The sequence below is a fragment of the Streptomyces sp. NPDC096176 genome (genome assembly GCF_044763255.1).
Taxonomy (GTDB): Bacteria; Actinomycetota; Actinomycetes; order Streptomycetales; family Streptomycetaceae; genus Streptomyces.
Genome location: NZ_JBIWFV010000002.1, coordinates 52,926 through 77,196 on the forward strand (window position 1 = coordinate 52,926; position 24,271 = coordinate 77,196).

The window sequence follows — 24,271 nt, forward strand, 5'->3', positions numbered from 1 at the left end:
CTCGTGCAAGACCCCATGACGAAACCCCCGCCCGGTCGGAACCGGACGGGGGCTTGTCGAGTGCAGCGGAATCAGACGAGCAGACCCGGGATGGTCTCCTCGTGCGCCGTGCGCAGCTCGCTCAGCGGGATGCTGAACTGGCCCTGCACCTCGACCGCGTCGCCGTCGACGACACCGATGCGGGTGGCCGGCAGACCACGTGCGCCGCACATGTCGGTGAAGCGGAGCTCCTCGCTGCGCGGGACGGCGACAACCGCACGGCCGGCCGACTCGCTCAGCAGGAAGGTGAAGGCTTCGAGGCCGTCAGGCACGACCAGGCGCGCGCCCTTGCCGCCACGCAGGCAGGACTCGGTGACCGCCTGGATCAGACCGCCGTCCGACAGGTCGTGCGCCGCGTCGATCATGCCGTCGCGGGAGGCGGAGATCAGGATCTCGGCCAGCAGCTTCTCCCGGTCGAGGTCGACCGTCGGCGGCATGCCGCCGAGGTGGTCGTGGACGACCTGGGACCAGGCAGAGCCGCCGAACTCCTCGCGGGTGTCACCGAGCAGGTAGAGAAGCTGCCCCTCCTCGGCGAACGCGATCGGCGTACGACGGTTGACGTCGTCGATCACACCGAGCACAGCCACGACCGGTGTCGGGTGGATCGCGATGTCGCCGGTCTGGTTGTAGAGGGACACGTTGCCACCGGTGACCGGGGTGCCCAGCTGCAGACAGCCGTCCGCGAGCCCACGGGTGGCCTCGGCGAACTGCCACATGACGTCCGGGTCCTCCGGCGAGCCGAAGTTCAGGCAGTCCGAGATCGCGAGCGGCTTCGCACCGGAGGCGGCGACGTTGCGGTACGCCTCCGCCAGCGCGAGCTGCGCACCCGTGTAGGGGTCGAGCTTGGCGTACCGGCCGTTGCCGTCGGTCGCCATGGCCACACCCAGGTTCGACTCCTCGTCGATCCGGACCATGCCGGCGTCCTCCGGCTGGGCGAGCACGGTGTTGCCCTGCACGAAGCGGTCGTACTGGTCGGTGATCCACGCCTTGGAGGCCTGGTTCGGGGAGGCGACCAGCTTCAGGATCTGCTCGCGGAGCTCCTCGGCGTTCGCCGGCCGGGCCAGCTTGTTCGCGTCGTCGGCCTGCAGGCTGTCCTGCCACGACGGGCGCGCGAAGGGGCGGTGGTACGTCGGGCCCTCGTGCGCGACGGTGCCCGGCGGCACGTCCACGATCAGCTCGCCGTGCCAGAAGATCTCCAGGTGGTCGCCGTCCGTCACCTCGCCGATGACGGTGGCGGTGACGTCCCACTTCTCGCAGATCTCCATGAAGCGGTCGACGTGCTGCGGCTCGACGATCGCGCACATGCGCTCCTGCGACTCGCTCATGAGGATCTCCTCCGGCGAGAGCGTGGCGTCGCGCAGCGGCACGGTGTCCAGCTCGACCCGCATGCCGCCCGAGCCGGCGGACGCCAGCTCGGAGGTGGCGCAGGACAGACCGGCGCCGCCGAGGTCCTGGATGCCCGTGACGAGCTTCTCCTTGAAGATCTCAAGGGTGCACTCGATCAGGAGCTTCTCCTGGAACGGGTCGCCGACCTGGACGGCGGGGCGCTTGGTCGGCTTGGTGTCGTCGAAGGTCTCGGACGCCAGGACCGAGACGCCGCCGATGCCGTCGCCGCCGGTGCGGGCGCCGTACAGGACGACCTTGTTGCCGGGGCCGGACGCCTTGGCGAGGTGGATGTCCTCGTGCTTCATCACGCCGATGCAGCCGGCGTTGACCAGCGGGTTGCCCTGGTAGCACGCGTCGAAGACGACCTCGCCGCCGATGTTCGGCAGGCCCAGGCAGTTGCCGTAGCCGCCGATGCCGGCGACGACGCCGGGCAGGACGCGCTTGGTGTCGGGGTGGTCGGCCGCGCCGAAGCGCAGCGGGTCCACGACCGCGACCGGGCGGGCGCCCATCGCGAGGATGTCGCGGACGATGCCGCCGACGCCGGTCGCCGCACCCTGGTAAGGCTCGATGTACGACGGGTGGTTGTGCGACTCGACCTTGAAGGTCACCGCATAGCCCTGGCCGACGTCCACGACGCCCGCGTTCTCGCCGATGCCGACGAGCATGGCGTCGTTCTCGGGGACCTTCTCGCCGAACTGCTTCAGGTGGACCTTGCTGCTCTTGTACGAGCAGTGCTCCGACCACATGACGCTGTACATCGCGAGCTCGGCGCCGGTGGGACGGCGGCCCAGGATCTCGCGGATGCGCGCGTACTCGTCCTCCTTGAGGCCGAGCTCCTTCCAGGGCTGCTCGGCATCCGGGGTCTCGCCCGCGTGCTTGACGGTGTCGAGGCTCATGCTGCGACCAACTTCTTCAGGATCGAGGTGAAGAAACCGAGCCCGTCGGTACCGCCGGTACCGATCAGCGGCTCCACTGCGTGCTCGGGGTGCGGCATGAGACCGACCACGTTGCCCGCGGCGTTGGTGATGCCGGCGATGTCGCGCAGCGAGCCGTTGGGGTTGCCGTATCCGTCAGCGGCTTCGCCGCGGGCCAGGTAGCGGAAGGCGACCCGGCCCTCGGCCTCCAGCTCGTCGAGCACCCGCTCGTCGGCGACGTACCGGCCGTCCATGTTCTTCAGCGGTACGGAGATCTCCTGGCCGGCCTGGTAGTCGGCGGTCCAGGCGGTGTCCGCGTTCTCCACCCGCAGCTTCTGTTCGCGGCAGATGAAGTGCAGATGGTTGTTCTGCAGCATCGCGCCCGGCAGCAGATGGGCCTCGGTGAGGATCTGGAAGCCGTTGCAGATACCGAGGACCGGCATACCGGCCTTCGCCTGCTCGATGATCGTCCCCATCACCGGCGAGAACCGTGAGATGGCTCCGGCGCGCAGATAGTCGCCGTAGGAGAAGCCTCCGGCGAGGACGACCGCATCGACCTGCTTCAGGTCCTTGTCGCGATGCCAGAGCGGGACGGGCTCCGCACCGGCGAGGCGGGCGGCACGCAGGGCGTCCCGGTCGTCGAGGGTGCCGGGGAAGGTGACGACTCCGATACGAGCGGTCACGACTCCACCTTCACGACGAAGTCCTCGATGACGGTGTTGGCGAGGAACGTTTCGGCCATCTCCTGGATGCGGGCGAGGGCGGCCTCGTCGACCGGCCCGTCCACCTCCAGTTCGAAGCGCTTTCCCTGACGGACGTCCGCGATCCCGGCGAATCCCAGCCGAGGCAGTGCACGCTGCACCGCCTGTCCCTGGGGGTCGAGGATCTCGGGCTTGAGCATGACGTCGACTACGACGCGAGCCACGGGCACTCCCGGTGGTGTGTTGCGAGGGCGGTTCCCTCAGCGTACCCGGCCGAAAAATCTACGCGGGTAGATATCAAGACAACGCACAGGGAAATCCAGAGAAAGAATCCCGGTCCTGATTGCGGCGGACACGCGCAGGTAATTGGCGGGGCTTCACAGTGCGCCTCCTTCCGCTGTACAAAGGAATACAGAGGAAAGCAGCATTGCCCCTCGACAGCCGAATAGCCGGTATCGCCGCACGTCAGAACCCACTGGGTAACCGGTGATACCGCAGGGAAAGGACCGATATCCGTGGCTCAGCGAGTAGTGGTCACGCTCTCCGACGACATCGACGGCGGGGAAGCGACGGAAACGGTCACGTTCGGCCTCGACGGGAAGTCGTACGAGATCGACCTCAATCTCTCCAATGCAAAGAAACTGCGCAAGGCCCTGGCGCCGTACATGGCCGCCGGCCGAAAGCAGGCGAACGGCAGCAAGCGGGACAAGTCGAGGGCCGTCACCTACCGGCACACCGCGATCGAGCCGGCACCGGCGGCGGTACGGGCCTGGGCGCAGTCCAACAAGATGGACGTGCCGGCCCGCGGACGCATCCCCAAGCGCGTCTACGAGGCGTTCCGCGAGGCCAGTTGAGCCAGGTCGGCCGCGACCGCGCCGAACGGAGTTGCACTGCACCCCTGGTGATCGGCTAGAGTCTGCAGCACGCCGAGGGGCAAGCCGAAAGGCCCGCCTCCAGCAGCGTGCGGGTGTAGTTCAGTAGTAGAACATCCCCCTTCCAGGGGGAAGGCGCAGTGTGCAATTCCTGTCACCCGCTCTGCATCGCTTTACCGTCCACCGTTGTGGATCAGGTACAGTGGTGAGCGCACCACCCGGTGAGAGCCGAGTGGCAGCAATGCGGACGTGGCTCAGTTGGTAGAGCATCACCTTGCCAAGGTGAGGGTCGCGAGTTCGAATCTCGTCGTCCGCTCAGAGAGCGAAGGCCCTGGTCGTCAGACCGGGGCCTTCGTCGTGTCCGGGGACGGATCTCCAGGGCGGGATGCCCGGGGCGCGGCGCCGATGACATTTGTCATGGGCAGTGATGACAGCGCGCACTGCCGACGGCCTCGAGGCAACGGAAGCCTTGAGGCATGAGCGACGACTACGTGATCGAGGCCGAGAATCTCCGGCGCACCTATGCCGGCGGCTTCGAAGCCGTGACCGGTATCACCTTCCGCGCAGCCCGCGGCGAGATCTTCGCGCTGCTGGGCACGAACGGCGCCGGCAAGACCTCCACCGTCGAACTGCTCGAGGGCCTCGCCCGCCCCGACGGCGGCCGCGTACGCGTCCTCGGACACGACCCGTACCGCGAGCGTGCCGCCGTACGGCCGCGGATCGGAGTGATGCTGCAGGAAGGCGGCTTCCCGGCCGAACTCACCGTCGCCGAGACCACGCGCATGTGGGCGGGGTGCACCAGCGGTGCTCGCAAGGTCGGCGAGGCGCTCGAGACCGTGGGGCTGTCGCGGCAGTCCGCCGTGCGGGTGAAACAGCTGTCCGGCGGTGAGAAGCGCCGACTCGACCTGGCGCTTGCCCTGCTCGGGCGGCCGGAGGTGCTCTTCCTCGACGAGCCGACGACCGGGCTGGACGCCGAGGGGCGCCGCGAGACCTGGGAACTGGTGCGTTCCTTGCGTGACAACGGCACGACCGTGCTGCTGACCACGCACTACCTGGAGGAGGCGGAGGAGCTCGCCGACCGGTTGGCGATCATGCACCAGGGCCGGATCGCCGCCGACGGCCGTGTCGACGAGGTCGTCGCCGCACAACCCTCGCACATCTCCTTCGAACTGCCCCACGGCCTGCTGGTCGGCGATCTGCCGCCGCTCCCCGCGCTCGGGGTCAGCAGCCACGAGACGGACGGCACGCACATTCGGCTGCGCACCTTCGATCTGCAGCGGGCAGCGACCGGTCTGCTGCTGTGGGCCCAGGAGCAACGCGTCGAGCTGCGCGGCCTGAATGTCCGCTCCGCCTCGCTCGAAGAGGCTTTCCTGCACATCGCCAAGGACGCCGCCCGGGGCGTCCTCGCCGACACCCGGGACGCCGCCCAGGACCCTGCGCAGAACCAGGAGATCACCCGATGAGCACCACGGACACGACCCGGCCCACCATCGCCTCCGCAGCGCCCGCGCGGACGGTGAAGACCGGCGGGGCGCGCATGACCGCACTCGCCCGCGCCGAACTGACTCTGCTCGGCCGCAACAAGGCCACCATGTTCACCGCGCTGGTGCTCCCCGCGATGCTGACCTTCTCCATGTCGTCCGCGGTCAAGCAGATGGAGCTCGATGACAAGGGGCTTTCGGTCGGGACCGTGCTGCTGCCCGGCGCACTCGGCTTCTCGCTGCTGTTCGCCGTCTACTCGACGCTGGTCGGCGTGTTCGTCGTACGGCGGGAGGAACTGGTCCTCAAGCGGCTGCGCACGGGAGAGCTCCGCGACGTCGAGATCCTGGCCGGCGCCTCCCTGCCGGCGGTGGCCATCGGCCTCGCGCAGTGCGCCGTGCTCGCCGTCGGCTGCACGATCGCCATGGACATCCCGGCGCCGCGGGCGGTGTGGCTCGCCCTCGCCGGAGTGCTGCTCGGCGTGGCCATGAGCTGCGGGCTCGCCGCCGCGACCGCGGCGTTCACCAAGTCCGCCGAGGGCGCTCAGATCTCGGTGATGCCGCTGATGCTGATCTCGATGGCGGGCTCCGGCATGGTGGTTCCGCTCGACGTGATGCCGGAGCGCATCGCCTCCGTGTGCGAACTCCTGCCGTTGACACCGGTGATCGGCCTCATCAGGAGCGGCTGGACCGGCGGGGCGGGTGCGGACGAGATCGCGTCGCAGCTCGCCGTCGTGCTGGCCTGGTCCGTCGTCTCCGTGTTTGCTGTACGGAAGCGGTTCCGCTGGGAGCCGCGACGCTGAGAGAGCCGACGGGGGGAGACGGTGTTGGTCGTGGGGATACGCGGCTGGCGCGGGCGGTGGCGGGAGCGCAGCAAGCTCCAGAAGATCGACCTCTACTCGCGCCTCACGCTCTGCGTCATGGTGTGGTTCCTGATGGCGAGTTGGGGTCTCCTGCCGCTGATCAGTGCCGTGAAGCATCAGCCGCTGCCCCTCGCCCTCGGAGCGGCGCTGGTCGTGGTGAGCGTCGCGCAGTGCGTCGTGAGCAACCGCATCACGGGACCGGCGCTCGACCACTACCTCGGCAAGGCGGTGCTCCCCCGCCGGCGGTTGGCGTTGCCCTTGGCGCTGCTGGCCGTCGCGGTGGCCCTGATCACGGCACTGCGGGCGGTGGACGGCGTCCAGGACGGCATGATCGCCTTCCTGCTGACGCAGACGCCACTGGCGTTCACCATCCCCTACGCGCTGCTGGTGCCGGTCCGGGTCCTGCTGCTGCGGTACACGGCTTTCACCGCCGTGCTGTTCGCGCTCTTCGCGGTCGTGGGGATGCGCGGCGGCGAGCTGGCAGGACTGCTGCTGATGGCGTTGATCACCTGCGGCATGACGCTGGTGACGGTGCGGCCCGCCGCGTGGAGCCTGCAGGTCATGTGGCAGGCGGAGGAGGCGAGGGACGTACAGGCCCGGCTGGCGGTCGCGGAGGAGCGGCTGCGGTTCGGCCGGGACATGCACGACGTGCTCGGGCGCAATCTGGCCGTGGTCGCGCTGAAGAGCGAGCTGGCCGTGCAGTTGGCCCAGCGGGGACGGCCGGAGGCGGTCGCACAGATGCTTGAAGTACAGCGCATCGCGCAGGAGTCGCAAAAAGAGCTGAGGGAAGTGGTGCGCGGCTACCGGGAGGCCGACCTCGCCGTAGAACTGGAGGGTGCTCGCAGCGTGCTGGCAGCCGCCGGGATCAACTGTGCCGTGTCGGGCGCCGATTCGGCGGACGGGCTGCCGGCTCGGGCGCAGTCGGCACTCGGCTGGGTCGTCCGTGAGGCGGCGACCAATGTGCTGCGGCACGGAGATCCACGGACGTGCGCGGTGCGGCTGTCGATCTCGTCGGCCACGGCGGTACTGGTCGTCGAGAACGACGGCCTGGGCGGCGACGCTCCCGCTGTCGGCGGCGGCTCGGGCATCACCGGGCTCCGCGAACGGCTGGCGACCCTCGGCGGCACCCTGGACGCCGGCCCGGTCGGCGGCGGAATGTTCCGGCTGACGGCACAGGTGCCGCGATGACGGCGTACGAGCCGGACCGGGACGGGCCCGTGCGGGTGCTGCTCGCCGACGACGAGCATCTGATCCGGGGCGCGCTCGCCGCGCTGCTCGCGCTCGAGGACGACCTGGTCGTGGTCGCGGAGGCCGCCACCGGCCCCGAGGCCCTGGCCATGGCACGGACGCACCGGCCGGACGTGGCCGTGCTGGATCTGCAGATGCCGGGCGCGGACGGTGTGACAGTGGCCACAGCCATGAGAGCGGAACTGCCCGACTGCCGCACCATGATCGTGACCAGTCACGGGCTGCCCGGCCACCTGAAGAGGGCCCTTGTCGCGGGAGTGCGGGGGTTCGTGCCGAAGACCGTGAGTGCCCAGAGGCTCGCGGAGATCATCCGTACCGTGCACGCCGGGAACCGCTACGTGGACCCCGAGTTGGCGGCCGATGCCATCTCGGCCGGCGATTCGCCGCTGACCGCGCGGGAGGCCGAAGTACTCGGGCTCGCGGCGGACGGGGCGCCCATCGCGGAGATCGCGGAGCGGGCGTCGCTGTCCCAGGGAACGGTACGGAACTACCTCTCGTCGGCCGCCGCCAAGCTGGGCGCCGAGAACCGCCACACGGCGGTACGTCTCGCGCGCCGCCGAGGTTGGGTATAGTGGTCTCCGCGCTACGGCGCATGCGGACGTGGCTCAGTTGGTAGAGCATCACCTTGCCAAGGTGAGGGTCGCGAGTTCGAATCTCGTCGTCCGCTCAATGTGAAGCCCCCGGCGATCTCGCCGGGGGCTTCTTCGTGCTCAGGACCAGGGCATTCCCGTCAGCAGCTCGTAGGCCTCGAGGTACTTGGCCCGGGTCGCCTCGACGATCTCCTGCGGCAGCGCGGGCGGCGGCTGCTCGCTGTGCCGGTCCCAGCCCGAGGCCGGGGAGGTCAGCCAGTCACGGACGAACTGCTTGTCGTACGACGGCTGCGCACGGCCCGGCTCCCAGGTCTCGGCCGGCCAGAAGCGGGACGAGTCGGGGGTGAGCACCTCGTCGGCCAGGATCAGCTCGTCCCCGTCGAAGCCGAACTCGAACTTGGTGTCGGCGAGGATGATGCCGCGCTCACGGGCGATGTCGCGGGCCCGGGAGTAGACGGCGAGCGTGGTCTGGCGCAGATGGGCGGCGGTCTCCGCGCCCACCTGGCGGGCGACCTCCTCGTAGCTGACGTTCTCGTCGTGGTCGCCGACGGCCGCCTTGGTGGCCGGGGTGAAGATCGGGGCCGGCAGCTCGGAGCCGTCCTCGAGGCCCTCGGGAAGCGCCAGACCGCACACCGTGCGGGTCTGGCGGTACTCGGCGAGGCCGGAGCCGGTCAGGTAGCCGCGGGCGACGCACTCGACGGGCACCATGCGCAGCGACTTGCAGACCATGGTGCGGCCTTCCCAGTCGGCGGGGGCGCCCTCGGGCAGCTCGGTGGAGACGACATGGTTGCCGATCAGGTCCTCGAGCCGCTCGAACCACCACAGTGAGAGCCGGGTCAGGACCCGCCCCTTGTCGGGGATCTCGGTGGGCAGCACCCAGTCGAACGCCGACATGCGGTCGCTGGCGACCATCACGAGGTCGCCCGCCTCGTTCTGGTACAGCTCGCGCACCTTGCCGGTGTGCAGATGCACCAAGCCCGGCACCTGCAGCGGCTCGGGCTTTTCGACGAATCCGGACACGGTTCCTCCCCGTGGCTGTGAACAACAGCTCCGATTGTCCCGTATCCGGCCAGGGCCCACCCGGCCAGGGGTGCACGGGGCCCGGTGGAGCTCAGTCCCGCTTGCAGATGCGGTCCAGAAGATTCGCTGTCGCCCGCTGGACGCGGGCGTCCACATGGCCGGGCCGGTCCAGGGCCGGGGACCAGGCGAAAGTGCCCGAAGCGAAGACCAGCGCGCCGGACGGGGCGCGGTAGAGGGACGTCTCCTGGTGCCGGAGCGTCCCGTCGCCGTCGCGATAGGGGGAGTGCGCGAGCAGGATGCGGCCCTCGTGCTCGGGCAGCGCGGTGCGGGGGAAGTAGCGATCGGCCTCTCCGGCGACCAGGCCGGGCAGCTCGTCGCCCTCGCCGGCGCCGGTCGCCTCCCACAGCCAGTGGTCCGCGTTCCGTACGACCAGGGGGGACGGTTCGGGGACACGGCCCGCGTACTGGATGCCCAGCAGTTGCTGCTCCGGCCGGTCCACCTCCCGCCACAACGCGGGCCTTCCGGGGCCGCGGCGCTTGCGGCAGGTCAGCAGCCGGTCGGGCACTCCCGAGGGCGAGGGACCGAGCTCGACCTGCCAGTACATGGTGTTCGCGGAGAGGAAGACGAGGGAGGTGCCCCGGTCGCGGGCCAGCTCCGCGGCGCGGCGCATGGGGGCCGACCAGTACTCGTCGTGGCCGGGGAAGACCAGGCCCCGGTAGCGGGCCGGGTCGACGCGGCCCGCGTGCAGGTCACGAGTTTCGGCGTAGGCGAGGTCGTAGCCGTACCGCTCGGCCCAGCGGATGAAGTCATAGGCGTGGCCCACGTGCAGCGGGAGGCCCGCGCCCGCGAACGGGCGGTCGAAGGACACCGTGGCCGCGGCGTCCTCCTCGCCGAGCAGCCGGCCCTGCTCGTCCCACGCGTGGTAGAGACTCGCGCCGGTGCGGCCGTCCTCGGGATAGAGGTTGTACGCCTGCCAGGTGACGTCGGGCAGCAGCAGGAGCAGATCCGCGGGATGGTCGTCGCGGACCGTGAAGGGGATGTGGGAGCGGTAGCCGTCCAGGGTGGTCAGCACGGCGACGTACGCGCCGATCGACCAGTACGACGGGATCTGCAGCCGCCACGAGAGCCACCAGTGATGGCAGGAGACCGTGCGGTCGGCGGTGAGCGGCGGTGGCTGGACGATGCCGGAAAGGCGCGGGCTGGTGGCGATCTTGGCGGCGCCGTGGCCTCCGTAGTGGCCGATGCGGTAGACGTCGACGGAGAACTGCTGCGGCGGGTCCACCGTGATGTGGAAATCGATCGCCTCGCCGGGTGCGGCCGCACCGGGGGACGCGAAGCCCTTGATCTGGCGGTGGACGTCGTCGGCGGAGCGGGGGCCGCCGGAGCCGCCGCGGGCCAGACCGGGGTCGACGTACCAGGGGACGACGTGGCCGGTGTCGTCGAAGTAGTGCTCGCTGCCGCGCAGCCAGGGCAGGGGACCCTGGCCGAAGGGGTCCGAGACGGCGTGGGCGAGGGCGCCCGATTCCCACCGCCGGATCTGGTCCGCCCCCATGCTGCGCCCTCCCTCGGTGCCGGACAACCGCCGTGATGCGCCGACCTGTTCAGCGCCGGTCTCCAGCACATCACATTACGCATGCAGTCCGTCACCGTTCGTCGCTAATTGACAACCGAGGAGGCGACAACCGGAAGAGATCGTTCCCCCTCGTCCGCATGGCGCATCGGCTCACGGACGGCACCGCCGCACGGCCGGGGGCGGCGGTGCTCAGACCAGGCGGACGGGCTTCTCGGGCCGTACACCGAGGGAACCGAGCCAGACCCGCAGCGGCTGCGGGTCGCCGTCCTCGACGAGGCTCAGCACGGGCGCCGCGAGGTCCGCCCGGCGCTCGCCGTCTATCAGGAGGGCCGGACCGTCCAGCCAGTCCAGGCCGGGCGCCGCACCGACGGTGTCGACCGCCGCACAGCACACCATCGCGACGACATGGTCCGCGAGCAGCTCCCGGCCGGTGCGCGGCGGCTGGAGCGGCATGAGCGGCAGCGGGTCGCCGCCGCCCCAGAGCGCGAGGGCGTCGGCGGAGCCGTCCGCCCCGGCCGGTGCGGGCGCGGCAGGCTCGTGGACGGTCTCCTCGCGGGCCATCCGGGCTGTCAGCACGGCGGCCAGGGCGTCGCTCGCCTCACCGCCCGGCTGCGCGGAGAGGTGGTCGATCACACGGACGAGCGTCGGGCCCTGCGGCCCGGTCGACGGCGGGACCCCCAGCTCGTCGAGCACCCGGTGGATACGGGCCGCCTCCGTACGCCACTTACGGTCCACGACCTCTTCCGGGTACTGCTGCCAGTCCACGGGCGACCAGTCGGGGCCCGGACCGGTGGGCGCGCCATGGAAGAGACGCGCGGCCAGCAGCGAAGCCGCCTCGTCGACCGCGCCCGGCTCCTCCAGCAGATCGCACGCGGGGCGCTCGCCCAGCCGGGAGGTGAAGCCCTCGGCGAGCCGGTCGCGGCGCGACAGCTCCGTCAGGGCCGAGACCACGCCGGCGTCCAGCCTCGACGGCCAGCGGCCCATACGCCAGGCGGGCAGCGCCACCCTGGTCAGCAGCCGGTCCCAGCCCGCGTACGCGAGGCCGACCTGCTCCTGGGCGACGATCCGCAGTCCGTAGTCCACAGCCTGTGCACGCTCCGAAGCGGCGGCCGCGACCCAGCGCTCCATCCCGGCGGCATGGTCCTGGCAGCTGCGCAGCAGCAGCCGTGCGGCCCTGCCGACGAAAATGGCCGCCGGCCCCCGTATGAATCCCTGGCCGGGGCGAGCCGCGTCGGCCACCGCGGCGTCCAGTCCCCGTACGAAACGGCGGGCCGCGGCTATGTCCGGGTCGGCGGCGGAGCCGGTGCCGGCGACGACCGGAGCGAGCACCGCCCGCAGCTCGGCCACCCTCATCCACCACAGGAAGGGAGAGCCGATCACCAGCACCGGCTCCTCGCCCGTACGCCGACGGGCGCCCGTCAGCGAGTGCGCCGGGTGCGTACGGTCCTCGAGCCAGCTGTCGCAGTCCGGGGTGAGCGCCAGCGCGGAGGGGGCGGGCACCTGGAGGCGCTCCGCCAGGTCCCGCACCAGCCGGTACAGATCCGGGGCGGACCGCTCGGGCAGCTCCACCGTCGGACTGAGCGCCGGAGTGGCCCGCACGATCACCGCCGTGACAGCAACGGCGAGCACCAGCACGATCACCGCGCCGACGGAGACGATCCAGCGCGCAGCGTCCCAGCCCGCGCCCTCCAGGCGCCCCATGGCACCGCCCGCGAGCAGAACGACGGCGACGGCCGCCGGGAGCAGCGCCACGGCCACCGCCCTGCTGCGGACGCGCAGCACGGCAAGGGCCTTGGCACGTGCTCCGCGCGTGCCCATCGACTCACCGATACCGGTACCGGACACGGCCGGACCTCACCCCCTCTGCCCTGCGACGGTGTTGGTCACTCCCCCACTGTGGCACCGCCCACTGACATCGCAAACGCCGGTGGGCCATGTGCCGGAATGCTTGCGCCGCACCCTAGTTGGGGCTTCGGCAGCCGTCATCCGGATGGCGCAGCCGTCACTCGATGGAATGGCTTTGGGCAAAGGATCGCCCGCCCGGACGGAATGTCGGGGCGGGCGTCGATCAACGGCCGGGTCGGCGTCACCGAGCGGCTCGACGCCTGCTCAGCCGCGCTGGTCAGGCCTCTGCGGCCTTGCGTGCGATGTCCGTGCGGTGCTGGGAGCCGTCGAGACGGATCCGGCCGACGGCCCGGTAGGCGCGCTCGCGGGCCTCGACGAGGTCCTTGCCGGTCGCGGTGACCGACAGGACACGCCCGCCCGCGCTCACGACCGCGTCGCCGGCCCGTTTCGTACCGGCGTGCAGGACATACGCGTGGGGCGCGTCCTCGGCCGCGACGGCGTCGAGGCCCTCGATGGGGTCGCCGGTGCGCGGCGTGCCCGGGTAGTTGTGCGAGGCGACGACCACGGTCACGGCCGCGTCGTCCCGCCACTTGAGCGGCGGCTCGATGTCCAGGGTTCCCTTGGCGGCGTTGAGCAGGACGCTCAGCAGCGGGGTCTTGAGGCGGGCCAGGACCACCTGCGTCTCCGGGTCGCCGAACCGCGCGTTGAACTCGATGACCCGCACACCGCGCGAGGTGATCGCCAGCCCCGCGTACAGCAGCCCCGAGAAGGGCGTCCCACGGCGGCGCAGTTCGTCGACGGTCGGCTGCAGCACGGTCGCCATGACCTCGTCGACCAGCTCGGGGTCCGCCCACGGGAGCGGCGAGTAGGCGCCCATGCCGCCGGTATTGGGGCCCTCGTCGTCGTCGAGAGCGCGCTTGAAGTCCTGCGCGGGCTGCAGCGGGACGACCGTCTCACCGTCGGTGATGGCGAACAGGGAGACCTCGGGGCCGTCCAGGAACTCCTCGATGACGACCCGGCCGCAGGCGAGCGCGTGCTCGCGGGCGGCTGCGAGGTCGTCCGTGACGACAACGCCCTTGCCGGCCGCGAGGCCGTCGTCCTTCACGACGTACGGAGTTCCGAAGGCGTCGAGCGCCTCGTCGATCTCCTCGCGGGTCGTGCAGACGTAGCTACGGGCCGTGGGAACACCGGCCCCGGCCATCACGTCCTTGGCGAAGGCCTTGGAGCCCTCCAGCTGCGCGGCCTCCTCGGAGGGGCCGAAGCACGGGATACCGGCCCTGCGCACGGCGTCGGCGACCCCGGCGACCAGGGGCGCCTCGGGGCCGACCACCACGAACTCGGCTCCGATGCCGGTGGCGAGCTCCACGACGGCAGCGCCGTCAAGCTGGTCGACCGGGTGGAGCTCGGCGATCTCCGCGATGCCGGCGTTTCCGGGCGCGCAGTGCAGAGCGGTGACGTCGGGATCGAGGGACAGAGAGCGGCACAGGGCATGTTCGCGGGCGCCGCCGCCGATGACGAGGACCTTCACGGCAGCCAGCCTAACCGCCGCCCGCCGGAAGTCGTCGTACGGGCCTCCGAGGACGGGCCCGCTACTCGTTCGTATATTCCTCCACCACGGTGGCTCCGAGCTCGCGGACGATCAGGTCGTGACCGGACAGCGCGGAGTCGACCAGATCCGGGTCGTCCGCCTCCGGCACGTCGTCCTCGATGGAAACCGGCGGTGGGGCGTACGCCTCGGCGGGGCGGGGCGGCTCCGGCTGCGGGGCGGACTGCGAGGCGGACGCCGCGGGGGCCGAAACGGAGCCGGACCGGTGCGCCTGCTGCGTCGCGGGCTGTATGGGCCGGGGTGGGGCGGCAGAGGCCGGCGCGGTCTGCGGGGCGGCCGGCGGCCTGTTCTGGCCCTGGCCGCTCTGTCCGTACCCGCCCTGGCCACCGTATCCGCCGGTGCCTGTCGAGGGGGGCTGCCCGCTCGGCCCCCCGGGGCCGCCCGTGCCACCGGAGGGGTCGATGATCGCCTCGACCTTCCACTGCACGTTGAACTGCTCGGCGAGCGCCTGCTTCAGGACGTCCTCGCTGCCGCTGCTCGCGAAGTTGTCCCTGGCTCCGGCGTTGATGAAGCCGAGCTGGAGCGTCGTGCCGTCGAAGCCCGCCACCTGTGCGTTCTGGCTGAGCAGGATCCAGGTGAAACGGCGGCGGTTCTTCACGGCCTCCAGGATCTCGGGCCACATGTTCCGCACCTGGCCCGCGCCCTGCGCCATGGCCGGGCCGGGCCCCGGCTTGCCGGGGGCGGCAGGCGCGGGGGCCGCGGACGGGGCGGGCGCGGCACCCTGGCCGGGCGCGGAGGCGGTGGGCCAGCCGCCGGGCCGGCGTGCGGGCTCGGCGGGGGCGGCACTGCCGGAAGCCGGGGCGGTGCCGGCCGCGCCGGCAGTCCCCGGCCAGGCACCGGGGCGGGACGCCGCGGGCTGGGACGGCTGCGGCTCCTGCTGCTGTGCGGCCTGCTGCGCGGCAGGCGCGGGCTGCGCCACGGGCGTCGCAGCGGGGGCCGGAGTCGGTACGGGAGCGGGGGCAGCGGGTGCTGCCGGTGCCGCCTCGCCGCGCACCGCGGCTCGGGCGGCGGCCGGCCCGCCGCCGGGCGCGACCGCGGGAGCGTGCGCCTGGGCTTCCGGGCCGGGGACGTAGCCCATCGCCGGCCCCTGCCCGCCGGCCGAGAACGACGCGCCCCGCTCCAGGCGGTCCAGCCTGGCCTGCACCGACCGCTCGTCGTCGAAAGCGGCGGGCAGCAGCACACGCGCGCAGATCAGCTCAAGCTGCAACCGCGGCGACGTGGCTCCGCGCATCTCGGTCAGCCCCGTGTTGACCAGGTCGGCCGCCCTGCTGAGCTCGGCCGCCCCGAACACCGAGGCCTGCGCCTGCATCCGCTCGACGACATCGGCCGGGGCGTCGATGAGCCCCTTCGTCCCGGCGTCCGGCACGGCGGCGAGGATCACCAGATCACGCAGCCGCTCCAACAGGTCGGCGACGAACCGCCGGGGGTCGTTCCCGCCTTCGATGACGCGGTCCACGACCTCGAAGGCAGCGGCCCCGTCGCCGGACGCGAAGGCGTCCACGACCGAGTCGAGGAGCGAGCCGTCCGTGTATCCGAGGAGACCTGTCGCCATGGCGTATGTCACACCGTCGTCGGCCGCGCCGGCGAGCAACTGGTCCATGACGGACATGGAGTCACGCACGGATCCGGCGCCTGCCCGCACGACCAGCGGCAGCACGCCGTCCGCGACGGGGATGCCCTCCCGGCCGCACACCTCCGCCAGATACTCGCGGAGCGTCCCGGGCGGGACCAGGCGGAACGGGTAGTGGTGCGTACGCGACCTGATGGTGCCGATGACCTTCTCGGGCTCGGTGGTCGCGAAGATGAACTTGAGATGCTCCGGCGGCTCCTCGACGACCTTCAGCAGGGCGTTGAACCCCGCCGAGGTGACCATGTGGGCCTCGTCGATGATGTAGATCTTGTACCGGCTGCCGGCCGGGCCGAAGAAGGCCTTCTCGCGCAGCTCACGGGCGTCGTCCACACCACCGTGCGAAGCGGCGTCGATCTCGATGACGTCGATCGACCCCGGCCCGTTCCGCGCGAGGTCCTGGCAGGACTGACACTCACCGCACGGGGTCGGCGTGGGGCCCTTCTCGCAGTTCAGACAGCGGGCGAGGATGCGCGCACTGGTCGTCTTTCCGCAGCCGCGCGGCCCGCTGAACAGGTACGCGTGATTGACCCGATTGTTCCGCAGGGCCTGCTGGAGCGGGTCAGTGACATGCTCCTGACCGATGACCTCTGCGAACGACTCGGGGCGGTAGCGGCGGTACAGCGCAAGGGACGACACACCTACGAGGTTATCGGGGCCCACCGACAACAGAAGCCGCCCGGGATTCCCCGGGAACGCAAACGCCCCTCACGCACCCGCCAGAGCCGACCTACCCTTGCTGCCTTCCGGCCCTGGGGGAGTTCAGTCAGATAGCGCCACGTGAGGGGCTGGGCCCCAGGTTACCCGATCGACGGGGGTGCTCGGACCCCCCGGACGGAATGCCGGGAACAGGTTCGCGAGCACTCCTCAACGTCTTGTATTGTTTGCCGCGGAGGATTCGCCTAGTGGCCTAGGGCGCACGCTTGGAAAGCGTGTTGGGGGCAACCCCTCACGAGTTCGAATCTCGTATCCTCCGCCAGTGCCTCACCGGGCACGATGTCGAAGGGCCCCACCGCTTGCGGTGGGGCCCTTCGCCGTTGACCGTCCCGGTTTCGAACTCCTGGGGGCCGTCGCCGGATGATCCTGTGTGAGGGATCATCCGGCTCAGAGCACCTGCGAGAGCAGCGCTCCGCAGAAGAACCCCAGCCCGATCACCACGAAGAGCGCCCCCAGCGCGACGAAGAGCCACCAGATGCCGTTGCTCTCGGCCGGGAGCATCCAGCGGGAGGGATCTGCCGGGTCGTAGCGGACCTCCACCCGGGCGCCGACGGCGAACGTCCTGGCGCGGGGGCGGGCTGTGTTCGACCTGGTTTCCATGGCTCGGTTGTCGGCCGTGGTCCAGGCGACGACCGGGTAGTACGCGGTGGTCCCGGAACTCCGGATGGTGATCGTGGCTTCCGAGCCGTGGTGCATCCGGGTCGCTTCAAGGCGGGTCACCACGCCCTGCGCTCTCATGCCCCTCTGGAGCAGACTCCGATTCCGACGGACATTGCGGTACGCCGCCACGCCGAGGACGGCTCCCACCGGGGTGAAGGCCAGCGAGAAGAGCCAAGGGACGAGGGAAGGGGACATGAGACCTGTTCCGATCAGCAGCGGCAGACAACGGCGGCATGGATGCGACAGGTTGGTACCGGGCGACGCGTCAGCCGGCAGCGTAGGTGATCGATTCCAAAGGGTTCAGCAGTCGTCTGCGGTCCAGAGGGCAAGCGCTGCTGAAGGTGGAACTCGGCGGTCGCCATGCACGTGACGCTCCGGTATCACGGAGCCGAAGGGCCCCACCGTTGACGGTGGGGCCCTTCGACGTGGTGCGTCGCGGAACGCCGGGCGGAATCAGCGACTCCATGGCGGCCGAATCCGTCGTTCACCGTCTACTTCCGGCCAACGATGCGCAATTCGCCGCCCACAGACAACCCAGGACACCGCCGGACACCTCTCACAGCGGGGGCACAGCTTCGCGATCAGGAGAGCCCGTCGTGCCCGATCCGGCACGGTCGGACCGCCGTGCGCGGTCTGTCGCTCCACCCGTTCCGTCAGTCAGGCACTCGGAGAACGAGGATTGATGACCAGATCCCACCAGACCCGCCTGTGGCGCCCGGCGATCGCTGCCGCCGCGGCGATCGCCGTGACCGCCGGTGTCGTCGCCGCCGCGCCCGACGACGCGAAGGCGTCGTCCGACCCGAAGCTCAGTCTGATCGCCGCCTCCACGTCGGTGACCCTCGACTCGTGGAAGGAAGAACCCGGCGTCTACCTTGACCTCGGCACGTACGTCACCGCGGAGAACGGGCCTCTCGAGCTCAAGGTGACCCGTAAGTCCTACAAGGACCCGGTCGTCGCCACGCAGGTCATTCGTGAGGGGAAGAAGACCCGCACCAAGACCCTTCCCGCGGGTCTGGTGAAGGACTTCTCGGGGCTGCCGGGCTTCGTGCAGATCACCGTCACGGACGCGGCGGGCAAAACGGCGCTGAAGAAGACGGAGGACTTCTGCCCGAACAACGCGTCCGGCCGGGTGCGGCCCGACGCTCCGAGCAGGTCGAAGTACCCGCAGAGTTGCCCGGTCAACCCGTTCACCCTCGGCTCGGTGTGGGGCGTCGAGAACGGCTGGGCGTCCAACACGTATTCGGGCTACTACTCGGCCCCGGTCGCCCTGCCCGCCGGGAAATACACCGCCAAGGTGTCCGTGACGAAGCGCTACCGCGAGCTGTTCGGCATCGCGGACAAGCCGCAGACGATCAAGGTGACCATACGCGAGCGCAGCTGGGAGGAGGGCGCCGGCACGGCGTCCGCCGGCCACGGCTCCCGTGCCGCCGGGCACGACTCCCATGCCACCGGGCACTCCGGGCACAAGGCGATGCGCGCGCCCGCACCCACAGCCGCGACGACCGGGGCGGGCCCGTCGTACAACATCGGGCACGGCCCCTACGCTCCCGCGCCGCCCGCGCTCCCCTGGGCGCTCAAGAAGGCCGGCTTCGGGGCGGCTCGGGCGGGTGACGGCGGCGGGCAGACCGACGGTTCGCGGCAGGCTCCCGGCGAGCGGCCCAACGCCGCGCGGCCGACGGGCAAGGCGTCCGTACCGAACGTGCCCAAGCCCGACCTCCGTTCGCTGCCGGCCTACGGCATCACCATCAGCGACGGCGAGGGCGACATCCCGGGCAAGGACTACCTGGCCTTCAGCGCCAACGTCTGGAACGCCGGCCCCGCGAAGCTCGTGGTCGACGGCTTCCGCTCCCCCGGCAAGAAGCTGATGGACGCCTATCAGTACTTCTACGACGCCAACGGGAAGCAGATCGGCTACACGCCGACCGGCACCATGGAGTGGGACCCGCGTCCGGGCCACGAGCACTGGCACTTCACCGACTTCGCCAGCTACCGGCTGCTCAAGGCCGACAAGAAGGAGACGGTGCGCAGCGGCAAGGAGGCCTTCTGCCTCGCCAACACCGACGCCGTCGACTACACGGTGAAGAACGCCAACTGGCACCCGGACGGCACCGACCTGTCCACCGCCTGCGGCCAGGAGAACTCGATCTCCGTCCGTGAGGTGCTCGACGTCGGCTCCGGCGACACGTACACCCAGGATCTGCCCGGCCAGTCCTTCGACATCACCAACCTGGCGAACGGCACGTACTACATCCAGGTGCTCGCCAACCCGGAGAAGCGGCTCAAGGAGACCAACGTCAACAACAACAGCGCGCTGCGCAAGATCGTCCTGGGCGGCCGTCCGGGCGCCCGCACCGTGACGGTGCCCGCCCACGACCTGGTGAACGCCAACTGACGTCCCCCTCGACGCCATGACCGGCGTCGCGCCATGAAAGGCCTCGGCCCCCGGGAGGTTTCCCGGGGGCCGAAGTCGTGGCGCGGGACGAATCCGGGCTTACCGTGGAAGTACACGGATCAGCAAAGGGCGGCGCCATGGTCAGCGTCAGCGAGCGGAAAGCACTGCGGAGCCGCATTCTCCACGAGGTGTACGAGAGGTCGGGCGGGACGTCGGCCCTGGTGAGCGCCGCCGGGGTGCGCGAAACCCTGGAGGTCGACGATCAGGAGATGGGCGCCGCATGCGAGTACCTCGCGGGGGAGGGGCTCGTCATGCTCGAGGCCGACACGTTCGGGACCACCGCTTCGCCGAGCCTGATCGCGCTGACGCACCGGGGCGTGGTGCGCGTCGAGGAGTCCGCCGGCGACTGACCGCGCGCGGACTCTCTTTTTTGCATGCCGCTTCATGGCCCCTCCGCAGCCAGGGCGGAACCTCGCCGAAAAAATTCGCCGCGCCGTGTCGAGAATGCGTCACCGACTCCGACGTCCCCTGTGAGAGTTGCCCACAAGGGCGGCCACTCTTCCCGAGGAGCGAGTCATGAAGTACCTGGTGATGGTTCAGGGCACGCAGGCGGACTACGAGGCGATGCGCGGCAACGGCTCCGAGCACGCCCCCGCCTGGAGCGAGAAGGACATGCAGGCCATGTTCTCGTTCATGCAGAGCGTCAACGACGACCTCGCCGAGTCCGGTGAGCTCGTCGACGGGCAGGGCCTGGCCGAGCCCGCGCAGACCCGGTACGTCACCGCCGGAAAGGACGGCCGGCCGGTGATCACGGACGGCCCGTACGGCGAGACGAAGGAGCTTCTCGCCGGCTACTGGGTCCTGGACTGCGAGAGCCTGGACCGGGTCACGGAGATCGCGGCACGCGTCGCCCAGTGCCCGGTGCCCGAGGGCACCACCGACTACCCGGTGGTGATCCGGCCCATCATGGACGGCGGAGGCGACGTGTGTTGAGGCGGTCGACCGACGTCGAGGACCTGCTGCGCCGGCACGCGCCGCAGGTCCTCGGCGCGCTGGTGCGTCGCTACGGCCACTTCGACCTGGCCGAGGACTCCGTGCAGGAGGCGCTGCTCGCGGCGGCGCAGCAGTGGCCCCGGGACGGCGTACCGGACAACGCGCGCGGCTGGCTGATCAAGGTCGCCTCCCGTCGTCTGACGGACCTGTTGCGCAGCGAGGAAGCACGTCGCCGACGGGAGGAGACCGCCGGCCGGCTCGCGCCTCGCGACGCCTTCACCGCACCGCCTGCCGGCGAGAGCCGGGCCCCGTCCGACGACGACACGCTCACCCTGCTCTTTCTCTGCTGCCATCCCGAGCTGAGCCCGGCGGCGCAGGTGGCCCTCACCCTGCGGGCCGTGGGCGGTCTGACGACGGCCGAGATCGCCCGCGCGCATCTCGTGCCGGAAGCGACGATGGCCCAGAGGATCAGCCGGGCGAAGCAACGGATAAGAGGCGTGCCGTTCCGGCAGCCGGGGCCCGCGGACCGCGATGCGCGACTCGCCGTCGTGCTCCAGGTGCTCTACCTGATCTTCAACGAGGGCTACACGGCCACCTCAGGCCGCGATCTGCACCGCGCCGACCTGGCGCGGGAGGCCGTCCGGCTGGCCCGCGCGGTCCGCAGGCTGCTGCCCCGGGAGGGCGCGGTGACCGGGCTGCTGGCGCTGATGCTGCTCACCGAGGCCCGCAGCGCCGCCCGTACCGGACCGCACGGCGAACTGGTCCCGCTCGACGAGCAGGACCGCGCCCTCTGGGATCGCACGCTGATCACGGAGGGCACCGCCCTCGTGGAGGAGGCCCTCACGCAGGGCCCGGCGGGCCCGTACCAACTGCAGGCGGCGATCGCCGCATTGCACGACGAGGCGCCGAGCCCGGACGACACCGACTGGCCGCAGATCCTGGCCCTGTACGACCTCCTCGTGGACCGCGCCCCGGAACCGATGGCCCAGCTCGGCCGGGCGGTGGCGACGGCCATGGTCCACGGCCCCCGCGCCGGCCTTGCCGAAGTGGAACGACTGGAGGACCGGTTGGCCGGCCACCACCGGCTCGACGCCGTCCGCGCCCATCTGCTCGAGAAGGCGGGCGATCTCGAGGAGGCCCGAGCCGCGTACCGCGCGGCGGCCGCCCGCACTCTCAGCATCCCCGAGGCCCGCTACCTGCAGACCCGGGCCGCGCGCCTGCAGCCGTGAGCCCGCTCCGGTCCCGCACCGGCAGAACCGGGCGCCTGCCGCCGTGCCACGCACGCCACGACCGACGGCCTCTCACTGGCGGCGCACCTGCCGCGGGGTGATCATCGGGGGCATGAAGGCCACCATTCATCTCGCCCAGCAACCGGAGGCCGACGAGCTGCTCGGCCGCAGTCCGCTCGCCGCGCTGGTCGGGATGCTCCTCGATCAGCAGATTCCCATGGAGTGGGCGTTCACCGGCCCGCACACGATCGCGCAGCGGCTGGGGACCGACGACCTGGACGCCGCCGAGATCGCCGCGTACGACCCGGACGCCTTCACCGAACTGCTGCGCGAGAAGCCTGCCGTTCACCGCTATCCGGCGTCGATGGCCAAGCGGGTGCAGGAGCTGTGCCAGTTCCTCGTCGACGAGTACGGCGGTGACGCGAGCGCCGTCTGGGCGGATGTGGCGAGCGGGAAGGAACTGTTGGCCAGGCTGAAGGCACTGCCGGGCTACGGCGAACAGAAGGCGCAGATCTTCCTGGCCCTGCTGGGCAAGCAGTACGGCGTACGTCCCGAGGGCTGGCGGGAGGCGGCCGGCGCGTACGGCGAGGAGGACTCCTACCGGTCGGCGGCCGACATCACCGGTCCCGAGTCGCTCGCCAGGGTGCGGGCGTACAAGCAGGAGAAGAAGGCCGCCGCCAAAGCCGCCAAAGCCGCGGAGACCGCCAGGAACGTGAAGGCGACGAAGACGGCCGCCGCGACGCAGGCCAGGAGTTCGAAGACCGCCGATCCCAAGAAGCGCCGATAGGCGGCCGATTGAAGTGGATGCAGAGACTCCGTGGGTCAATGAGACGAAATGCGCCATGAGTTACGGCACAAGTGTTCACAGAAGGCGTGGAGATCGCTAGCTTCCCCTCAACCCTCGTTCACATCGGGAAGGACCTCTGTGAAGGCAACCCATCGCAGAGCCGTGGCCACCGTGGCCGCAGCCGCACTCGCGACCCCGCTCCTGCTGGCATCCGCCTCCCCGTCCGCTGCGCACCGTCAGGACCCCGCGGAGCGGGCCGCCAAGGACGCGTCGAAGCTGGCACGGAAGCTGGTCGAGAAGTCGTCCGCGGACGACGCTTTTGAGCACCTGGAGAAGTTCCAGCAGATAGCGGACAGCACGGGCGGCCACCGGGCCGCCGGCTCGCTCGGTCACGACGCGTCGGCCGCGTACGTGTACCAGCAGATGAAGAAGTACGGATACGACGTCTCGTACCAGCGCTTCGAGTTCATCTACACCGAGACACTGGCCGAGAAGCTCTCCGTGACGTCACCTGCGCCCCGTGACGTCGAGATCAAAGCCATGACGTACACCAAGTCGACCCCTGTCGGCGGCATCAAGGCCGATCTGGTCGGCGTACCGGTGGACGGCACGACCGGCTGCGAGGCGGCCGACTACGCGTCGGGCACGTTCACCGGCAAGATCGCGCTGATCAAGCGCGGCGGCTGCGCGTTCGCCGAGAAGCAGGCGGCCGCCGCGGCCGCGGGAGCGGCCGGCGCGATCATCTACAACAACACCGAGGGCGTGCTCTCCGGCACCCTGGGCGACCAGGCCTCTGCCAAGATCCCGACCGGCGGAATCACCCTTGCCGAGGGCGAGAAGCTCGCCGCGGACCTGGCCAAGGGGCCGCTTGAGGTCTCGTTCGAGGTCCGCGAGCTGCAGGAGAAGCGCGCGACCAACAACGTGATCGCGGAGACCCGCCGCGGCAACGCCGCCAACACGGTGATGCTCGGCGCGCACCTCGACTCCGTGACCGCCGGCCCCGGCATCAACGACAACGGCTCCGGCTCCGCAGGACTGCTCGAGGTCGCACAGGAGCTCGCCAAGCGGGAGAAACAGCCCGCCAACAAGGTCCGCTTCGCCTGGTGGTCCGCCGAGGAGAACGGCCTGCTCGGCTCCGAGCACTACGTCGCCAACCTCAGCAGCCTGGGCGAGAAGGAGATCAGGCTCTACCTGAACTTCGACATGATCGCCTCGCCGAACTACGGGCTGTTCGTCTACGACGGCGACGACTCGGACGGCGTCGGCGCGGGAGCGGGCCCGGCGGGCTCCGCGCAGCTCGAGCGCGACATCAACGAGTTCCTCGACAGGCAGGACACCCCGCACGAGGGCACCGACTTCACCGGCCGCTCCGACTACGGGCCGTTCATCGAGGTCGGCATCCCGTCCGGTGGCACGTTCACCGGGGCCGAGGGCATCAAGACCGAGGCGCAGGCGAAGAAGTTCGGCGGCGTCGCGGGCATCGCGTACGACGTGAACTACCACGCCGCCGGCGACAACCTCGACAACATCAACATGGAGGCGTTCGCCGCAAACATCGGCGTCATCGCCAACGCCGTGGGCACCTACGCCCACGACATCAGCTCGCTGCGCAAGCCCGTCACGACCGTCCCGACGGAGGGTGACGCGGGCAGCGGCGGCGGCCTGCACGACGGTCACGACCACGAGGTGACCGAGTAACACCACCGGCGTGACCGGGTAGCACCACCGGCA

20 protein-coding genes, 4 tRNA genes and 1 other RNA gene are annotated in these 24,271 nt (G+C 70.7%); 15 read left to right on the forward strand and 10 right to left on the reverse strand.

The genetic code is table 11. The features are described from left to right. Positions 1–71: 71 nt before the first annotated feature. From purL to purS, 3 genes are read right to left on the reverse strand one after another with little or no spacing between them, the layout of a single operon-like run. Positions 72–2,321: a phosphoribosylformylglycinamidine synthase subunit PurL gene (gene purL / locus ACIQ7Q_RS05380; RefSeq protein ID WP_403856535.1), complete on the reverse strand. Its 2,250-nt coding sequence runs from the start codon at positions 2,319–2,321 to the stop codon at positions 72–74. Then, positions 2,318–3,022 (reverse strand): phosphoribosylformylglycinamidine synthase subunit PurQ, encoded by a 705-nt coding sequence (purQ, locus tag ACIQ7Q_RS05385; RefSeq protein WP_403856537.1) that lies wholly within the window; start codon positions 3,020–3,022, stop codon positions 2,318–2,320. Before purQ ends, purL begins: the two co-directional genes overlap by 4 nt. Beyond that, on the reverse strand, positions 3,019–3,264 hold the full coding sequence (gene purS, locus ACIQ7Q_RS05390; protein ID WP_403856539.1) for a phosphoribosylformylglycinamidine synthase subunit PurS: 246 nt from the start codon (positions 3,262–3,264) through the stop codon (positions 3,019–3,021). The genes purQ and purS overlap by 4 nt, the downstream gene beginning before the upstream one ends. Positions 3,265–3,555: 291 nt before the next feature. Here purS and ACIQ7Q_RS05395 point away from each other — a divergent pair, with 291 nt between their 5' ends. From ACIQ7Q_RS05395 to ACIQ7Q_RS05430, 8 genes are all read left to right on the forward strand, one after another. Then, positions 3,556–3,894: an Lsr2 family protein gene (locus tag ACIQ7Q_RS05395; protein ID WP_403856541.1), complete on the forward strand. Its 339-nt coding sequence runs from the start codon at positions 3,556–3,558 to the stop codon at positions 3,892–3,894. A gap of 109 nt (positions 3,895–4,003) precedes the next feature. Next, positions 4,004–4,075 (forward strand) — tRNA-Gly (locus ACIQ7Q_RS05400). A gap of 80 nt (positions 4,076–4,155) precedes the next feature. Beyond that, positions 4,156–4,228: transfer RNA gene (locus tag ACIQ7Q_RS05405), tRNA-Gly, on the forward strand. A 160-nt stretch (positions 4,229–4,388) separates the two neighbouring features. Continuing rightward, positions 4,389–5,375 carry an ABC transporter ATP-binding protein gene (locus ACIQ7Q_RS05410; protein WP_403856543.1) on the forward strand — a complete coding sequence of 329 codons (987 nt, stop codon included), beginning with the start codon at positions 4,389–4,391 and terminating at the stop codon, positions 5,373–5,375. Further along, positions 5,372–6,193 (forward strand): ABC transporter permease, encoded by an 822-nt coding sequence (locus ACIQ7Q_RS05415; RefSeq protein ID WP_403856545.1) that lies wholly within the window; start codon positions 5,372–5,374, stop codon positions 6,191–6,193. Before ACIQ7Q_RS05410 ends, ACIQ7Q_RS05415 begins: the two co-directional genes overlap by 4 nt. A 30-nt stretch (positions 6,194–6,223) precedes the next feature. Further along, positions 6,224–7,441: a sensor histidine kinase gene (locus tag ACIQ7Q_RS05420; RefSeq protein WP_403856547.1), complete on the forward strand. Its 1,218-nt coding sequence runs from the start codon at positions 6,224–6,226 to the stop codon at positions 7,439–7,441. Then, positions 7,438–8,073, forward strand: coding sequence for a response regulator (locus ACIQ7Q_RS05425; RefSeq protein ID WP_403856549.1), 636 nt, complete (start codon positions 7,438–7,440; stop codon positions 8,071–8,073). The genes ACIQ7Q_RS05420 and ACIQ7Q_RS05425 overlap by 4 nt, the downstream gene beginning before the upstream one ends. 22 nt (positions 8,074–8,095) lie before the next feature. Then, positions 8,096–8,168 (forward strand) — tRNA-Gly (locus ACIQ7Q_RS05430). A gap of 43 nt (positions 8,169–8,211) precedes the next feature. Here ACIQ7Q_RS05430 and ACIQ7Q_RS05435 read toward each other — a convergent pair. From ACIQ7Q_RS05435 to ffs, 6 genes are all read right to left on the reverse strand, one after another. Continuing rightward, positions 8,212–9,111, reverse strand: coding sequence for a phosphoribosylaminoimidazolesuccinocarboxamide synthase (locus ACIQ7Q_RS05435; RefSeq protein WP_403856551.1), 900 nt, complete (start codon positions 9,109–9,111; stop codon positions 8,212–8,214). Between the two features lie 91 nt (positions 9,112–9,202). Continuing rightward, entirely contained in the window at positions 9,203–10,663 is a 1,461-nt protein-coding gene (locus tag ACIQ7Q_RS05440) for a N,N-dimethylformamidase beta subunit family domain-containing protein (protein ID WP_403856553.1), read from the reverse strand. A gap of 210 nt (positions 10,664–10,873) precedes the next feature. Then, positions 10,874–12,529 carry a hypothetical protein gene (locus ACIQ7Q_RS05445; protein ID WP_403856555.1) on the reverse strand — a complete coding sequence of 552 codons (1,656 nt, stop codon included), beginning with the start codon at positions 12,527–12,529 and terminating at the stop codon, positions 10,874–10,876. A 277-nt stretch (positions 12,530–12,806) separates the two neighbouring features. Beyond that, positions 12,807–14,057: a phosphoribosylamine--glycine ligase gene (gene purD, locus ACIQ7Q_RS05450; RefSeq protein ID WP_403856557.1), complete on the reverse strand. Its 1,251-nt coding sequence runs from the start codon at positions 14,055–14,057 to the stop codon at positions 12,807–12,809. Between the two features lie 61 nt (positions 14,058–14,118). Continuing rightward, positions 14,119–16,401: a DNA polymerase III subunit gamma and tau gene (locus ACIQ7Q_RS05455; RefSeq protein ID WP_403856559.1), complete on the reverse strand. Its 2,283-nt coding sequence runs from the start codon at positions 16,399–16,401 to the stop codon at positions 14,119–14,121. A gap of 58 nt (positions 16,402–16,459) precedes the next feature. Continuing rightward, positions 16,460–16,554: signal recognition particle sRNA small type (gene ffs / locus ACIQ7Q_RS05460), an RNA gene on the reverse strand. Positions 16,555–16,653: 99 nt separating this feature from the next. On the opposite strand from ffs, the gene ACIQ7Q_RS05465 reads away from it, so the two are divergent. Then, positions 16,654–16,741, forward strand: a tRNA-Ser gene (locus ACIQ7Q_RS05465). Between the two features lie 125 nt (positions 16,742–16,866). Here the strand turns inward: ACIQ7Q_RS05465 and ACIQ7Q_RS05470 are convergent. After that, positions 16,867–17,334: a DUF3592 domain-containing protein gene (locus tag ACIQ7Q_RS05470; RefSeq protein WP_403856561.1), complete on the reverse strand. Its 468-nt coding sequence runs from the start codon at positions 17,332–17,334 to the stop codon at positions 16,867–16,869. Between the two features lie 487 nt (positions 17,335–17,821). Here ACIQ7Q_RS05470 and ACIQ7Q_RS05475 point away from each other — a divergent pair, with 487 nt between their 5' ends. The 6 genes from ACIQ7Q_RS05475 (at position 17,822) to ACIQ7Q_RS05500 (ending at position 24,238) form a co-directional block, all read left to right on the forward strand. After that, positions 17,822–19,531: a lysyl oxidase family protein gene (locus ACIQ7Q_RS05475; RefSeq protein WP_403856563.1), complete on the forward strand. Its 1,710-nt coding sequence runs from the start codon at positions 17,822–17,824 to the stop codon at positions 19,529–19,531. A 137-nt stretch (positions 19,532–19,668) separates the two neighbouring features. Beyond that, positions 19,669–19,941 (forward strand): hypothetical protein, encoded by a 273-nt coding sequence (locus tag ACIQ7Q_RS05480; protein ID WP_403856564.1) that lies wholly within the window; start codon positions 19,669–19,671, stop codon positions 19,939–19,941. 166 nt (positions 19,942–20,107) lie between these two features. Beyond that, positions 20,108–20,524: a YciI family protein gene (locus ACIQ7Q_RS05485; RefSeq protein WP_403856566.1), complete on the forward strand. Its 417-nt coding sequence runs from the start codon at positions 20,108–20,110 to the stop codon at positions 20,522–20,524. Next, positions 20,521–21,753, forward strand: coding sequence for an RNA polymerase sigma factor (locus ACIQ7Q_RS05490; protein WP_403857970.1), 1,233 nt, complete (start codon positions 20,521–20,523; stop codon positions 21,751–21,753). The genes ACIQ7Q_RS05485 and ACIQ7Q_RS05490 overlap by 4 nt, the downstream gene beginning before the upstream one ends. 112 nt (positions 21,754–21,865) lie before the next feature. Further along, complete coding sequence (locus ACIQ7Q_RS05495; RefSeq protein WP_403856568.1) at positions 21,866–22,540, forward strand: HhH-GPD-type base excision DNA repair protein; 675 nt, start codon at positions 21,866–21,868, stop codon at positions 22,538–22,540. 162 nt (positions 22,541–22,702) lie between these two features. Then, on the forward strand, positions 22,703–24,238 hold the full coding sequence (locus ACIQ7Q_RS05500) for a M28 family metallopeptidase (protein WP_403857972.1): 1,536 nt from the start codon (positions 22,703–22,705) through the stop codon (positions 24,236–24,238). Positions 24,239–24,271 lie beyond the last annotated feature (33 nt).